This window comes from Liberiplasma polymorphum (assembly GCF_043951795.1).
Taxonomy (GTDB): Bacteria; Bacillota_I; Bacilli_A; order Izemoplasmatales; family Izemoplasmataceae; genus Liberiplasma; species Liberiplasma polymorphum.
Window position 1 is genome coordinate 1 of sequence record NZ_JBIOAG010000041.1, and the last position, 16355, is coordinate 16355.

Genomic DNA, 16355 nt, shown 5'->3' on the forward strand with positions numbered 1-16355 from the left:
GATTGATTTCATAAACGTGTTTTATTAGATTACATGAAAAAAAAGTTTAGATAAATCATTGAAATACTCCGGATAATGTTATAAAATACAATTAAGTGGAGGAGATAGTATGATTGTCACGACATTAAACCTAAAAGAAAAGTATAAAGATTATACAGATGTTAATGGTAAGATTAAAAGAGATGTAGATAACGGCATCTTATTTCCACTTGTAAGAGGGATATATGAGACAAATGGTAGCACGGATGGATTCTTGCTTGCTTCATTTATTTATGGCCCCTCATATTTATCTTTTGAGTATGCACTTTCGTTTCATAACATAATCCCTGAAAGAGTCGTTGTCTATACGAACGCGACATTCAACAAAAGAAAAGCTAAGTCATATGAAAATCATTTCGGTCTTTTCACTTATAGAGATGTTCCAAAGGAAGCTTTTCCATTTTTTGTTAAAGCGTACGAAGAAGATACTTATTCGTACTTCATATCTAACCCTGAAAAAGCACTATGTGATTTACTCTACATAAAGCAGCCAGTTAAAAGCATCAAAGAGATAAAAATGTTGCTATTTGAAAATCTCCGAATAAACAAGGAGGCATTTGATCAATTAATCTTTGAAGATATTATATTTTTGTCCAATAAATATACATCTAACAACATTAAGTACCTAATAAAATATATTGAAAGTGAGTATATCAAATGACAATCATTCAGCAAATGATTAATAAGTATAACCCAAAAACATTAGAAGATAAAAAGCATGCAATTAAAGAAGTTTTACAAGAAGTTGTTTTAGCAGGTCTTTCTAAAACTGACTTCTTTACACACGCTGCTTTTTATGGTGGAACCGCTCTAAGGATATTTTATGGGATGGATCGGTTTAGCGAGGATTTGGATTTTTCACTACTTGTAGCAGACGATACTTTTGATATCAATAAATACTTTAGACCAATCAGCGATACTGTAAAATCACTCGGTCTAAATTTTGAAGTATCTAAAAAAGATAAAGCAAACGATTCGAACATTGACACAGCTTTTATTAAAGGTAATACAAGAGAGACACTGATAACTATTTATCCAGATTCAGCAGATTCTAATCGAATCATTAACAACGAGAAAATCATTATAAAATTTGAAGTTGATGTGAATCCACCTATGTATGCGGATACTGAACTAAAATTCCGTTTATTACCCTTTCCGTACCAAGTAAGGGTTTATGACCAAAAGTCCTTGTTTGCAGGTAAAATTCATGCAGTGATTGCAAGAAGTTGGAAGAATCGTATAAAAGGTAGAGACTTGTACGACTATATTTATTATTTGAGTTTAGATACAAAAGTGAATCTAAAACATTTAGAAGCAAGACTTAAACAAACAAAAACAATTGAAGAGGATGTCAAATTAACTAGAGATTTATTAATTGAACTATTAGAAAATAGATTCGATCATATTGACTATGAAGTAGCAAGATCAGATATAAAACCATTTATTAAAAATCAAAATAATCTCGACATATGGAGCAGTGATTTTTTCAAATCAATTACAAAAGATATAAAAGTTGATTTTATGAAAGTCTAGATTAAAACAACTAATGCGAGTGAGGAGGATAATTTTTCATGATTGAAATTAAGAATACTAGTAACTATATGAATAGTGTCAAAAAATTTAACCTATCATTTCGTCAATGGTATAAAACACGGATTGTATTGTTTGGTGGAGTGATTGTTATTTGGTCAGTTGTTTTTTGGCTTTTGAGTGATTTTCTTACAAATGGAGAAGTTTACGATACAATCTTATTGATTATACTTATGGGATGTGGACTATTAATTATTTATGAATTATTAGTGCCTCTTATTTCTTACAGAAAAAGTATAAAACTCTTAAAACAAAGATTTTCTCTAAACAACTCATATGAAGTTATCTATACTCTTAATAAGGATTCATTCGTATTTCCTGAATTAGAGGGAAGCAAGAATAAATATACCACTTCAAGATACGAAAGTTTAAGAAGCATCACATTTAGTGCAAAAGAAAATGCAATTTTGTTTAGGAAAAATTTAAGGCTAGAAACCATTGTTGTTTTATTAGATGATTTAAATGATATGGAAAAGGAACAAGTGTTAACTTTGATTCCTTCTTTGAAATTTAAATAGTGTTAATAATTGAATCAATATGGAAAGAGTGAAGTAAATGCTTCTCTCTTTTACATTGTTAGGTCTGATAAACTGAAATCTTAGTATAATAGAAGACATAAGTTTTCATACGCAATATTTTGGATTTCTTTTACAACATGAACAGATCAGATAGTGACAAGTTGTTTTTGGCATAACAAATATAATCACTGGTGAAACGATGAAGATGTTTTGCAGATAGTTTGCTTTTGGTTAACTATGGTTTATAATCGCAATTGACTGATATTATAAAGAAAGCGAAACAATTCAGCTAAAATATGTTACCGACGTTAAAAAAGTCTGGAATGGGAGAACATAAAATACTTAAAAATATGTTTCCGATACACATTATTTGGCATAAATTCGAGCAATGGCACTAACTCCTCGCACGTTGAAAGTGTCACATTGCTTTCTTTATAAACGGCTTAACAAAGCAATTCAATAATAAAACAAGAAGCATCTAACCACTTCAAATAGGTTTAAATGCTTCATTTTTTGTTTTTTACCTAATGTGGAAACATATCGAAATCAATCTTGAAACATCAAACTATGCTCTAAGCATATATTTTCTTGAGTGTGAGAACATCAATTCTCTAAAAAATTATATCACTACACCTATACAACATTTTTACCAAGTGATCGGGTGTGTAATGGTTTCGCGACTAAAATATTTAAAAAAATATCCTCGAAGACTTGACGTGACCAAATTTTGTGTGATAAGATAATTACGAGGATAAAAATTAAAATATATTAGTCATGAGGTGATATTGTGAATAAACTTCCTTTTCATGTAGATTTAAATAAAGTAGAAATATTAAAAGAACTAAATACTGCAAATCATCACATAGGCGAGTTAAAGGGGATACTAAAAATACTTCCAAATCCTGGAATCGTTTTAAGTTTAATCAATCTAAGTGAGTCAAAAGACTCATCAGCTATAGAAAATATTATTACGACCTATGATGAAATATTCAAGGAGATTGTCTCAAAGAAACCTATTGGAGGAAAACCTAAAGAAGTTATCAATTACAAGCATGCACTGGATCAGGGATTGTTAGTCATGAGACAAAAGGGATTTATCAGCACAAATATGCTATTAGAAATTCAAAATGTCATCGAACCGAATAAAGGTGGAATAAGAAAACTTCCTGGAACAGTGATCATTAACGATAAAACCAATGAAGTTTTACATACACCTCCGCAAAATGAAACAGAGATACGTGAACTCATGCATAATCTTGAATTATTCATTAATCAAAACGATGAAAACGATCCACTCATTCAAATGGCTCTCATACACTTTCAATTTGAAAGTATCCATCCATTTTATGATGGTAATGGTAGAACGGGTAGAATATTGAATATCTTATACTTGGTACTAAAGGAAAAGTTATCTGAACCCGTCCTATACTTAAGTAAGTACATCATGGAAAATAAGAAACAATATTATACTCTCCTAAAAAAATGTAATGAGGATATAGCAAATATTAAAGATTTTGTTATGTATATTTTAAAAGGAATTTCTGAAACTTCTAAAAATACGATTAATCTCATATTAAGAATTAACCAATCTATAGATTTAACAAAAGACATGATGAAAAACCGATTGCCAGATATTTATCGATATGAAATCGTTGAACATTTGTTTTCTTATATGTATACCAAAAATGAGTTCTTCAGAGAAAATTTGGATATATCTAGAGCAACTGCAACAAAGTATTTAAAACTTCTTGAAAAAGAAGGGTTCATTGTTTCTGAACAATTAGGTAAAGAGGTTATCTATAAAAATGTGCAGTTACTAAATCTTATTAAGGAATAAAATCATGAATAAGTCAAAGATTAAAACAGGTTATGGTGTGTTTGGTAAAGCATATGAGTATATGTTTAGAAATGATTTGCATAATAAACACTCAGTTGATCATGCGATATTGAAGAACATGGTTTTTTTAGATGAAGACTCAAAATCATTTCTATATAAAGCCCCACAGCCTGTTTCAAAAGATATCTGCAACCACGTGCTAAGTGAAATTGCGCATAAATTAAAAGGTGAAAATCATCTTGAATCCATTTATAGAACAATTGAATTTGTAAATGGGATTGTTAAAAAATGTGACACGCCATTTGAAGAAATGATTTTCGGAGGGACCGAATTAGAAATCATTAAAAGAGGTAGTGATTGGTGCACAGATATTTCTAGAGTAGGTGCAGCCCTTTTACAGTGCTTAGGTATGCCAAGTAGAATCGCTATATTAGTTAACAAATTTAAAGCCTACCATGGACACCAAATAGTAGAAGTATATCTAGATGGCACATATATGATGTGTGATTTTTTATACGGTGTTATCGCAAGATTAGATCAAAATTACTCTGTTCATGATTTGTTAAACAAACCAGAACTAGTTCATAAAATATATAGCAGTAAAATAGATGATAGTATGCAATTGGACAACATAGCCAGTCTATATAATCTAGCAGCAATATCGGAGTATGATATAAGTAAAAAAAATAACTATCACATTTCGAAACCAAATGAGTATTATCTAAAAATGATGAATCTCATTCAAGATGGCGCTTGGCAAATGAGTGAAGATATAAGTGAGTAATTACACTAATTGAAACTGAAATATGTTACTTTGGTATTTTAGACGTTTTTCAACCATGTAAAGGTAAACATATTTTGGCTGATTTTGATGTTTCTTTAATACACACAAGGTCGATTTTGCAAGCAATATGGTTTTTTCAGCGCATGTTTAAAAGTCTCATATTACTTTCTTTAAAAACGTCATAATAAAGCCATTAATATTATAATATCAGCAGCATTTAACCTCGTTTGAGAGGTTAAATGCTGCTTTTTTTAGTACTATCTTATTACAATGTAATCTATAGATAAATTAGATGTTAACTTATAAAACTTTGTTATATAATTAACCTTGTAGCTTAAGATTAAAGAGGTATGTCATGGTAAATATATTCAGTAAAATTGGTTGGTTTATCAAAGAACAGTGGAAATCATATGTTTTGTTGTTAGTATTACTATTATCAATTTCATCAATATCATTAGCCCCAGCCTATGTTTTGGGGCGTTCTATTGATACGATTGTTTCTGGTCAACTAACACGTGAGGTATTATTAAGACTTGTTATATTATTAACGTTACTTCCAACTGCCCGTTATGGATTAAGTTTTGTGTATAATCACTTATCACAAAAAACAGCACAGTTGTTATCATTTAAAATGAGAAAAAAATATCTTTCTCATTTATTTAATATGGACTCACAGTTTTATGAAACGTATAAAAAAGGGGATTTAATCTCAAGGGTTACATCAGATTTAGATGCAATTACCCAAGCCGCGTCATCAATGCTTGAGGGAATTGTGTTTAATGTTGGAATTATTGTATTTGCGATTATTGTTATGGCAACAACAATCAGTTTACAGTTAACTTTAATCTCTATTACGATTATGCCCATTGGTTTAACGTTACTTAATATTATCCGTAATAAAAAACGTAAGTATATTAAAATTCATCGTGAAATTTATGCGGATATGACTGAGAAGATTTTAGAGTCGGTAGAAGGTCAAAGAGCGATTAGAGCTTACGTTCAAGAAGATAACGATTTAGATAAACAATATGAAGCTATTGATAAAGATATCAATTCATGGCGTTATATTGTAAAGTTTGAAAACTGGTTTAATCCTTTGTTTGAAGTAGTATACGGGATAGCTTATATCTTAGCCTTTTCGTTTGGTGTTTACTTCATCATAAATCAGAGTTTAACCTTAGGTGGATTAATAACCTTTGTAGCGTATATCGCTTTGTTATATGGACCAATCATTTCAATATCCACTATTTTCACACAAATAAACAATGCAACCATATCGGTGGATCGTTTTGATGAAATTATGAAGCAAATTCCCGTGGTTCACGATAATGTGGATTCAAAACCAATTCTTACATTTAATCATATTGGGTTTAAAAATGTGACCTTTAAATATCCATTTGATAAACAACCTGTTATTAAAAACATAACATTTGATATTTATGCTGGACAAACAATTGGAATTGTTGGTCCAACGGGTGCAGGGAAATCGACTTTAATTAGGCAGTTACTAAGGGAATTTAATTGTACAGATGGACAAATTTATATTGATGATGTTTCAATTGAATTATTTAGAATTGAAGATATAAGAAACTTAGTTGGCTATGTCCCACAAATACATATGTTATTTAAAAGGTCTGTAGAAGATAATATTTTGATAGGCAATCCAAAAGCTAATATTGATGCGCTTGATAAAGCGATGAAAATTGCAGATTTTGAGAAAGACTTGCATTTTTTATCACATGATTTATCTACTATGGTTGGAGAATTGGGCTCAACTTTATCGGGTGGACAAAAACAAAGATTATCCATTGCAAGAGCGTTAGTTAAAGATCCCCAAATTTTAATCTTAGATGATTCTTTATCTGCTGTAGACTCAAAAACTGAAGATACGATTATTGGTCACCTTAAAGCGTTTCGAAAAGGTAGAACCAATATTATTGTTGCGCACCGTTTTTCAGCAGTAAGAGATGCGGATATTATTTTAGTATTAGAAAACGGAAACATCACGCAAAAAGGAACACATTTTGAACTGTTAAAAGTCGATGGTTGGTATAAATTCCAATACATTGAACAAACGACGATGAGGTGAGCCATATGAAAACTATGAGAAAAGTATGGCGCTACATTGCTAATTATAAAAAGCTTTTAACCATTACATTGCTTGCAATGTTAATCGTTCAAGCACTAGGTTTTGTTGCCCCTTTAATCATTAAAACAATTTTAGATGATTATATTGTAGGAATTGAACGACCATGGTATGAAGTTGATGAAGCAAATAAACAAGTTGAATATAGTGGTAGGTTTTTCAGTCAGGACTATCCAACGGATCACGCTATATCGATTGTTATTTATCAAGGTGGATATTACCTCGTAGATGAAGTGGTTATAGCAGGTAATAAATCAATAGAAGGTAATGTTTTAACGATTACTGCAATTGATCAAACAGAGCAGATTTATAACGCAACGCCATTAAGCACTGAAGAAGTTAGAACATTTTACCAACCGTTTGTCCAACCTTTAACAATTTTACTAATATTGTTAGCATTAAGATTCTTCCTACAGATTGTTTTTATGTATATCCAGCGTATAACAACTGCGATGATCAATGTTAATATCGTTCGTGATGCAAGAAGAGATGCAGTTTCGGCACTTCAAAGAATGCCAATGACTTACTTTGAATCTGAACCTTCTGGAAAAATCGCCAATAGAGTGATTAATGATGTTGGTGGGATGATGAACTTATTCTCAACAATCATGAACCTGTTAGTGAATGCAACATTAGCGGTAATTTTTGCATATATCGGGATGTTCTATCTTGATAGTACGTTAGCCTTAATAACCTTTATAGTATTTCCAATCGTTTATTTATGGTTACGCTTTTTTATAAAAAAACTTAATAAAATTGCAGTTAAAGTAAATGAACTTGCATCTTTAATCACAGCACAGCTTAATGAAATCATAAATGGCATATCAATCTTACAAATATTTAACTTTAATGAGCAAACAGAAAAAAAGTTTGAAGAAGTGTCTCAAGAATTTATGCAAGAAAGAATTAAGGAAAACCTACTTCATTTATCAATAGGGTGGAATCTTATCCGCTTGTTAGGAGCGTTAGTAACGGCTGTAATTGTCCTTTATTTTGGGCAGGGGTATTTGAACGTTGTTGGATTTGTCGTTACTGCAGGGATTATATATGCCTATAACGATTACCTGACGCGTTTAATTGAACCAGTAGGTGTACTCTTTAAAGAGATTGGTAACTTAGAACACGCTATGGTTAGAACAGAGCGTATCTTTAAAATCATTGATGGTGATCAAGAGGATGGAACATTTGAAATTATTCCAAGGTTTAAAGGAGAGGTTCGCTTTGATAATATTTGGTTTTCTTATCATGAAGGTAGTCCTGTATTAAAAGGAATTGATTTAGAAATTAATCAAGGTCAATTGATTGGGTTAGTTGGTCATACTGGCTCAGGAAAGAGTTCATTAATGAGTTTACTTTTAAGGTTTTATGATATGAAAGCTTACGATATGGGAACAATCTACGTAGATGGAATAAATATTAATACGATTCCTAAAAGGAGTTTTAGGCATCATGTAGGTATTATCTTACAAGACCCTGCAATGTTTAAGGGGACAGTTGCGGAAAACATAAGGTTCGGACTGGATATTTCTGATGATGAAATCGTAAAAGTGTTAATAGAAATTGGTGGTAAAAGACTGCTAGAAAAATTAGAACAAGGTATTCATACGCATATTACTAGAGGTGGAGGCAACTTATCTGTTGGTGAAAAGCAAATCATTTCATTTGCCCGAGCAGTTGTCCACAATCCAGCAATCTTGGTTATGGATGAAGCAACAGCAAATATTGACACGGAAACAGAATCGATGTTACAACAAGCACTTGAAAAAGTTAAAAGAAATAGAACCACCATTGTAATTGCCCACAGACTATCAACCATAAAAAATGCAGATAAAATAGTTGTCCTTGAAAACGGACTTAAAGTTGAAGAAGGCAATCATCATCAACTCATTGCCCTTAACAAAGTATATGCTAATATTTACCGATCACAGGTAAAAATTCAACATGATAATTAATTAGTCACACCATCTAGACACATCTTAATAGTCACTTATTACATAATCAGCTAGGATTAGAATTTAATAAGCATGACCGGTATATTGAAAACGCTTAAGCCATAATATCTTAAGTGTTTTTAAGTGGTAATGCCAAATAATTATGTAAATATCACTTTATTTGGTTTATACTTTATCTATAACATTTGGAGGCTAACCTATGAAAAAAGAACTTATATCATTTAGAAATATTAATGAAGATAATTTTGATGATGTTCTTGCATTGACTCAAGAAGAAGATAAGCAATTTGTTGCATCAAACGTGTATTCATTAGCACAAGCCTGGCTTTATCCCAATGCAAGACCTTACGCAGTTTATGCAGAGGATAAACTGGTTGGGTTTGTAATGTTAGATTGGGATGAAGATGAAAGAGAATGTGGATTATGGCGCTTTTTAATTCATAAAAATGAGCGTAATAAGGGTTATGGCAAAGCCACAATCTTAAAAGTAATTGAAATGGCTCAAGAAGATAATAAGTTTGACTATGTTCACTTAAGTTATGTACCAGGAAATCAAGGTGCAGAACATTTATATGAAACGATAGGCTTTAAAGCAACAGGAGAAATTGATGAAGGTGAAATTGTTATGTTATATAAGTTCAAATAAAAGACTATTTTTAGTCTTTTATTGCGTACTTATTTCTTTAATATTACAATTGAGTTTAATAAGTTAATTTAAAAAATAAATAATCTATTTTAGTAAATCCCTCCTTGTCCTTTATAATAAAAACAAGGAGGGATTTTTATGAGAATACTAATCACAGGATTAAATGGAACAGTTGCTCCAGGGGTTGCTAAGGTGTTAGAGTCATTCGATCATATAATTATTCCCTATGATAGAGAGTTTGTGAGCACTGAGAGTTTTGAAGAAATTTATACATTCATAGAAAATACTCAACCAGATGTATTGTTACATTTTGCAACTGGAAGTATTGAATGGTCACTTTTACTTGCTAAAGCCGCACATGAATTGTTAGTTAAGTTTATCTATATTAGTTCTGTATCAGTATTTAGTGCAAAAACTACACCAGGTCCTTTTACACCGGATAAAAAACCTAATGCAACTGATGATTATGGTCAATATAAAGCAAATACAGAAAAAGCATTGTTAAGCGAATATCCACTAACTACTATCATAAGATTAGGGTGGCAAATTGATCACGTGACTTCAACCAATAATATGCTAAATCATCTTAAAACCATGATGGACAAACACGGTATCATTAAAGCGAGTAAAAAGTGGTATCCATCATGTTCTTTTATTGCAGATACAGGCAAGGCCATACTTGATATTATTCATAAAGAACCTGACATTTATCATGTTGATAGCAATGATGGCTATTCATTTTATGAACTTGTTAGTTTTTTAAAATCCATCCATACGTGGATAAAGGTTTCTGATGAGAGTAATTTTGTCATGAATAATCAACTCGTTGATGAAAGAGTAAATATAAGAAAATTGTCACAAATCATTAAAGATATAGGTGAGTATAGTGTTTAAAAAAGATCAAGTAAGTATTCTTGAATGGCTCATGATTCTTGTTTTTTTAATCGTTCCCGTTGTGAATATATTCTTTCTTTTTTATGTGTTACTAAACCGAAATATTAGTAAAACTATAGAAAATTTAGTCTATGCATTTCTTATTGTTTTTATTATTGGAATCATTTTGTTGTCGTTAGGATTGAGCTTTTTTCTTTAATATATTGGGAAAAAGCGGTTGTCATTGTATACTTAATATAAATAACTAAGAGAGGTGCCCCATGATTAAAAAAGAATTTCCAATATTAGAGTTTGATTCAAATAAAGAAGCCTTAATTAATCCGGATCATATAACAAAAAAACATGACAAAATTAGTGAGCGATTAGTCATTTGCTTTTTCATTGATGCGATTGATACACTAATTAAACGTGGTGATATTTACCTATCAGATACCATTAAAGGTGAAAATCATGTCCCAATCTACCGTTTCAAAGATAAAGACGTTACTTTAATTCCAGGAAAATTAGGCGCACCAGCTTGCGCTGGATTTTTAGATGATTTTATTGCACTTGGTGCTAAACACATCATGTTTTGTGGTGGCGGCGGTGTTTTAAGAAGCGATTTAACAGTAGGGAAACTAATCGTCATTGATTCTGCCATTCGTGATGAAGGGACGAGTTATCATTATATTGAACCAAGTAGAGAAATTACAGCCAATCCAGCTATAGTAAAAAAAATCACTGACTTCTTAGATACTAATGTAATTGATTATGTTGTAGGCAAAACATGGACCACTGACGCATTTTACCGTGAAACTGCAGCACGTATAGCACTTAGAACTGAAGAAGGTGCAATAGTAGTTGAAATGGAACAATCTGCAATGATTGCAGTTAGTCAGTTTAGAGATGTAAACTATGGTGCTATTATTTATGGCGGTGACGACGTATCAAAGAAAAAATGGGACTCACGTAACTGGCGTGACCGTGAAGATATTCGCTTAGGATTAACAGAACTGTGTGTAGAAATTGTCCAAACATTTTAAATTGAGGTGTTTAAAGTGGAAATAGTAAAAGTAGATATAAACAATTTAGATTATGCACAACAAGCTAGAAAACTATTTTTTAATAGTGATAACGGAGCTTTAAATGAAAAATTCTTTGAAAAAAAGGATAATATCATGGTTGTTGGAATTTTAGATAAACAAGTTATTGCGATGGTTTATGGCTATCAATTAGAACGATTCAGTTCTAAAAGTCATCAACTATTCATTTATTCTATTGATGTCTTAGAAAAATATCAAGGACAAGGTTATGGAAAAAAAATACTTGATGCTTTCTTAGAACCTTATTACAAGGGTGAATGTTCAAATGCATTTGTTTTCACACATGAAAACAATATAAATGCATTAAAGCTTTATCAATCATTAGGGGCTAAAATAATCAACTCAGAAGAAGGTCATGATGTACTGCTTGAGTGGACGAAGTAGCGTTTTATGAAAGTTATTAGAGTCAGTGAGGCACACCCTTATTTTTCAATAGAAACGGTAAATAAAGGCCTAGCTTTTTTAGCCGTTAATGAACCACATGAATATCCATTTAGTTTTTCAATCATCAATCATGATGAAGCGGTAGTACATGTGTTTGATGAGCAGTTTTTACCTGAAGTTATTGAAGAATTCTTATATTATTCTACACATATATCAAAAATTAAAGATCAATACGGGTCTATTCACTTTATAAGAGAAAAAGTACCTATTTATAAAGTACCTATAGTTGACCTAAAAGTGAGCCAATTTTATCTGTCATTAGAAAAATACAATCAAGCATTATCTTGGATAAGCAAAAATGAAGATATCATTGTCCCTGTAATGAAGTCAAAAGAAGGACTTATTGTTGCAGATGGACATACTAGACTAAAAGTAGCTATGGATAAAGGTTATAATGAAGCCTACATTTACTATCAAGCACAAGATGACTTATTACAGGCGTTTTATAAAGAGGCTCAGTTAAGAAATATTAATCATATTAAAGATATGGTTATATTATCAAAAGAAGAATATCATGAGAAATGGCATATGTTTTGTGATAAGTTTATTAAGGCTTATGAGGAGCATATTAAGGATGAGTTGTTATGAAACCGAAAGTAATCATTATTACAGGTCAAATAGCTGCACTAAAATCGACGATTGCAGAAAAATTAGCCAATGATTTTTCAGCTTTTTTACTTTGTAAGGACTTAATTAAAGAACAAATTGCTTTTTATGTTAAAACACGCAACCGTGAAGAAAATCTTGGGTTAAGTAAGGCATCAGTTGCCTTAATGAATATATTAGTAAGTTCACTATTACCTCACGTTGAAACTATTATTGTAGAAGCAAACTTTAAAAAGGATGAATATTTAAACTTAATCCAAACACTGGATTCTAAAAACATCCATTATAAGACTATTTATTGCTATGGTGAAATGAATATTTTATATAAGCGTTACTTAAATCGGTTACCACATTTAAATCAAACCCATCAAGCTATGGGTTTGATCAGTGAAAACCAATTTCTTGATTCGATGCAATATTATAATAATGTCTTTGGGAGTCTCAATAGTATTATTTCTTTGGATACTTCTTATTTTAATGATGAAGTATACGTAAAACTATTAGAGCAGATTAACAATGATTAGATTTGTTAATATAAGATTTACACTTATTACATTTACTGGGCTATTTATTGTTATGTTTATTTTACCGTTTTACTCTTTTACTAATTATAGTGTTTTAATCCACACCACCTCTCATCTAGGGGCTCAGGGGAGTCCAAATGCTTGGATTATGAATAGTTTTTTTATACTCATTGGATTAGCCTTTATTTTGGAACACTCTTTGGTAGAAAAAAGAACATATTATTATCATAAGCTTTTCGGTGTTTTATTTGGATTAGGATTAATAGGGAGTGCATTATTTAGAAATGCCCCATTAGTAGAGCAAGTTCAGGTGAACTTGTTGCATGACCAATTACATTCAGTTTTCGCCTCACTTACGGGCTTTAGTTTTACAATGTTTGCATTAGGTCATGTGTTCACTGAAAAAACAATGAAAATAAAAATGGTATCCCTTTTAATTGTAAGCATAAGTATAGGTTTTTCTATGATTATTTTAAACGTCCAGGAGATTAGTGGGATTATACAACGATTCATGTTTATTATTGCGTTTTCATATAGTATTTACCTATTTGAAAACAAACGTCTAAATATAGAGGTAAAGTATGATTGAAGTTATTGAAAAAACATTAAAAAATATTGTTCAAGCTAAAGAAAGTAATACATTAACTGAAGCCATGAGTTATGCACTATTAAATGGGGGTAAAAGATTAAGACCGCTATTATTATTGAAAGTTTTAGAAAGTTATCAAGTGCCTTGGGAAGATTATGTTGATATTGCTTGTAGTATTGAAATGATACACACGTATTCTTTAATTCATGACGATTTACCAGCTATGGATAATGATGACTTAAGAAGAGGTGTTCCGACCCTTCACGTTGCCTTTGATGAAGCGACTGCTATTTTAACAGGTGATGCATTACTAACGGATGCTTTTAATCTAATCACTAACAATGAATCACTTAGTGATGCACAAAAAGTAAAATTAGTAAGAATATTGTCAGGTTGTTCTGGATCAAGTGGTATGGTGTATGGACAGTTGCTTGATCTGGAAAGTGAAAATACAAAAATACCATTAGAAGTTTTAAAACGTATTCATGTACACAAAACGGCTAAATTAATCCAAGCACCATTAATGATGGCTTCTGTTATTGCCTCTTTAAAGGATGTGTCGATTTGGGAAGAAATCGGTTATTTTCTAGGTTTAGCATTTCAAATACAAGATGATATACTAGAAGTAACCAGTGATGAGGCAAATATGGGTAAATCTTTAAGTGATTTACGTAATGATAAATCCACATATGTTAAATTAATTGGGTTAGAAGAATCAAAAAAAATGGTTGATTTATATTTTAAAGAGATAGAGAATTTGTTGAGTAAGTTATCTATTGATAAAGAACAAATTCAAAATTATTTTGACCAAGTAAGACAAAGGAATAATTAGTTCTAAAGTAAGCTATGCATGTATAAAAGCTATATAATTTACAATTATTTTCAGTAAAACTTGTATTATAATTTTAGATGTGTTATATTTTATACGGAAATGAAACAGAATAATCTTCAGGGCAGGGTGAAATTCCCGACCGGCGGTAAAGTCCGCGCGCACTCGATGCACGATTTGGTGAGATTCCAAAACCGATAGTATAGTCTAGATGAAAGAAGATAGTCTTATTAGGCGACCTTTTTGCGTGCTCTTGAATGATTGTTCAAGAGTATTTTTTATTTAAAATAAAAGGAGCTTGAATAATTATGGAGTTTAAATTTACAGACAATGCAACAAAAAGAATTACAACGTTAGGGATTTTAGGTGCATTAGGAGCAATATTAATGACTTATATTCAAGTCCCGTATCCACCGCTAGCTTTCTTAAAGATTGAGTTTAGTGATGTGGTCGTTCTTATCGCTTTTGTGTTATTTGGATGGAAGGAAGCAGCGTTTTTAGGATTGTTAAAAGCAGCGATTAACGCATTAGTTTGGGGATTAGTTGGTCCTTACGGTATTGGTCAGATTGCAGCATTCATTGCTAGTATGACTTATGTAGCTGGTATGTATTTAGCGATCAAATTAACCATTCAAAATAAACAATGGTTAACTATGATACTTACAGTTAGTTTAGTTACAATCGTAATGGTTATTGCGAATTTCTTTTTCGTTACCCCGTTATATGTTGGCATGTCTTTTACAGAGGCCGTTAGTTTATTAACACCAGGTAGCTTTGGGTTTAATGTATCAGGTGGGTATACTGCTGCGATATTAATTGCTTATGTCCCATTTAACCTTATAAAAGGGATACTAATTATGACGATATTTTTTATTATTAAAAAGGCACTATTTACTTATTTAGAAATTGAACAAGTTTAATGAAGATAATCATTGATGCAGATGCCTCACCAGTAAGAAAAATTGTAGTAAGATTAGCCAAAGCGTACAATATCGACTTAATTATGGTTAGTAACGTAAACCATGATATAAATGAGGATTATGGAAAAGTTATTACAGTTGATCAAGGCTTTGATAGTGCCGATCATAAAATTGTTGGTTTAACTGAAAAAGATGACTTAGTTGTTACACAGGATTATGGGTTAGCTTCATTGGTTTTAAATAAGCAAGCCTATGCATTACACCAGGATGGTTGGTTCTTTGATAAAGACAATATTGATCAATTACTCATGAGTAGATATTTAAATCAAAAGTTAAGGAAAGCGAACAAAAGATTAAAGCCAATTCCTAAGCGTACAAACGCTCAAAATAAAGCATTTGAAAAGAGTTTAGAAACTTTTATAAACAACAATGTTTAAGAGTCTTAAGAAAAGACTCTTTTTCTTTTTGTAAACTTTTTTTATAAATTATATATTACAGGTTGACTATTTGTATTACAACTTATATAATGTAATTGGTAATGATAACAGAAAAATAGGAGGAAGTTTAAAATGAAAAAATTGTTAACAGTTTTAGTCACTCTTTCACTTGTGTTTTTATTAGGCGCTTGTGCAAGTGAACAAGGAGATTATGAGCCTGGTGTATACTTTGGGTATACTGATGGTCATCAAAATACATTTGCAGTCGTTACAATCGACGAAAATGGATTTATATCTCAAATTTTTGTAGACACAGTTTATATGAAAGCTGATCCAGAAGGACCTGCTACATGGACTTCAAGAGGAAATGAAGTTACTGGATATGCTACAACTAAAATGTCACTTGATGGTGGATGCGGGTACAATATGTGGCCAGCAAAACCTGTAGTTGATTGTAAAGTTGAAGGCGAAATTATGTGGCATGATCAAGTTAGTATGGTAATTGAAGCAGTTATCGC

General features: G+C 31.3%; 18 protein-coding genes and 1 riboswitch. All 18 genes read left to right on the plus strand.

The features are described 5' to 3' along the window. Positions 1–109: 109 nt before the first annotated feature. Positions 110–700, plus strand: a complete 591-nt coding sequence (locus tag ACHAJD_RS08445) for a type IV toxin-antitoxin system AbiEi family antitoxin domain-containing protein (protein WP_435585426.1) — start codon at positions 110–112, stop codon at positions 698–700. Further along, entirely contained in the window at positions 697–1572 is an 876-nt protein-coding gene (locus ACHAJD_RS08450; RefSeq protein ID WP_435585427.1) for a nucleotidyl transferase AbiEii/AbiGii toxin family protein, read from the plus strand. The genes ACHAJD_RS08445 and ACHAJD_RS08450 overlap by 4 nt, the downstream gene beginning before the upstream one ends. A gap of 38 nt (positions 1573–1610) precedes the next feature. After that, complete coding sequence (locus ACHAJD_RS08455; RefSeq protein ID WP_435585428.1) at positions 1611–2147, plus strand: hypothetical protein; 537 nt, start codon at positions 1611–1613, stop codon at positions 2145–2147. A 787-nt stretch (positions 2148–2934) separates the two neighbouring features. Next, complete coding sequence (locus tag ACHAJD_RS08460) at positions 2935–3984, plus strand: Fic family protein (protein WP_435585429.1); 1050 nt, start codon at positions 2935–2937, stop codon at positions 3982–3984. Between the two features lie 4 nt (positions 3985–3988). Next, a complete protein-coding gene (locus ACHAJD_RS08465; RefSeq protein WP_435585430.1) occupies positions 3989–4768 on the plus strand; it encodes a transglutaminase-like domain-containing protein in 780 nt (259 codons plus the stop codon). Positions 4769–5123: 355 nt separating this feature from the next. Then, on the plus strand, positions 5124–6857 hold the full coding sequence (locus tag ACHAJD_RS08470) for an ABC transporter ATP-binding protein (RefSeq protein ID WP_435585431.1): 1734 nt from the start codon (positions 5124–5126) through the stop codon (positions 6855–6857). A gap of 5 nt (positions 6858–6862) precedes the next feature. Then, positions 6863–8866 (plus strand): ABC transporter ATP-binding protein, encoded by a 2004-nt coding sequence (locus ACHAJD_RS08475; RefSeq protein ID WP_435585432.1) that lies wholly within the window; start codon positions 6863–6865, stop codon positions 8864–8866. Between the two features lie 199 nt (positions 8867–9065). Next, positions 9066–9512 (plus strand): GNAT family N-acetyltransferase, encoded by a 447-nt coding sequence (locus tag ACHAJD_RS08480; protein WP_435585433.1) that lies wholly within the window; start codon positions 9066–9068, stop codon positions 9510–9512. 138 nt (positions 9513–9650) lie between these two features. Then, complete coding sequence (locus ACHAJD_RS08485) at positions 9651–10406, plus strand: sugar nucleotide-binding protein (RefSeq protein WP_435585434.1); 756 nt, start codon at positions 9651–9653, stop codon at positions 10404–10406. 260 nt (positions 10407–10666) lie between these two features. Further along, entirely contained in the window at positions 10667–11428 is a 762-nt protein-coding gene (locus tag ACHAJD_RS08490; protein WP_435585435.1) for a nucleoside phosphorylase, read from the plus strand. 15 nt (positions 11429–11443) lie between these two features. Beyond that, entirely contained in the window at positions 11444–11872 is a 429-nt protein-coding gene (locus ACHAJD_RS08495) for a GNAT family N-acetyltransferase (protein ID WP_435585436.1), read from the plus strand. Between the two features lie 6 nt (positions 11873–11878). Beyond that, positions 11879–12520 (plus strand): hypothetical protein, encoded by a 642-nt coding sequence (locus ACHAJD_RS08500; RefSeq protein ID WP_435585437.1) that lies wholly within the window; start codon positions 11879–11881, stop codon positions 12518–12520. Further along, positions 12517–13062, plus strand: a complete 546-nt coding sequence (locus ACHAJD_RS08505; RefSeq protein ID WP_435585438.1) for a hypothetical protein — start codon at positions 12517–12519, stop codon at positions 13060–13062. Before ACHAJD_RS08500 ends, ACHAJD_RS08505 begins: the two co-directional genes overlap by 4 nt. Next, positions 13055–13651: a DUF998 domain-containing protein gene (locus tag ACHAJD_RS08510; RefSeq protein ID WP_435585439.1), complete on the plus strand. Its 597-nt coding sequence runs from the start codon at positions 13055–13057 to the stop codon at positions 13649–13651. The genes ACHAJD_RS08505 and ACHAJD_RS08510 overlap by 8 nt, the downstream gene beginning before the upstream one ends. Then, positions 13644–14483, plus strand: coding sequence for a polyprenyl synthetase family protein (locus tag ACHAJD_RS08515; RefSeq protein ID WP_435585440.1), 840 nt, complete (start codon positions 13644–13646; stop codon positions 14481–14483). The genes ACHAJD_RS08510 and ACHAJD_RS08515 overlap by 8 nt, the downstream gene beginning before the upstream one ends. Positions 14484–14591: 108 nt before the next feature. Beyond that, positions 14592–14707, plus strand: a riboswitch (FMN riboswitch). A gap of 81 nt (positions 14708–14788) precedes the next feature. Continuing rightward, positions 14789–15400 carry an ECF transporter S component gene (locus ACHAJD_RS08520; RefSeq protein WP_435585441.1) on the plus strand — a complete coding sequence of 204 codons (612 nt, stop codon included), beginning with the start codon at positions 14789–14791 and terminating at the stop codon, positions 15398–15400. Beyond that, complete coding sequence (locus ACHAJD_RS08525) at positions 15400–15837, plus strand: YaiI/YqxD family protein (RefSeq protein WP_435585442.1); 438 nt, start codon at positions 15400–15402, stop codon at positions 15835–15837. Before ACHAJD_RS08520 ends, ACHAJD_RS08525 begins: the two co-directional genes overlap by 1 nt. 132 nt (positions 15838–15969) lie before the next feature. Continuing rightward, positions 15970–16355, plus strand: a 386-nt coding sequence (locus tag ACHAJD_RS08530; RefSeq protein ID WP_435585443.1) for a hypothetical protein, incomplete at its 3' end; no start/stop codon positions are given.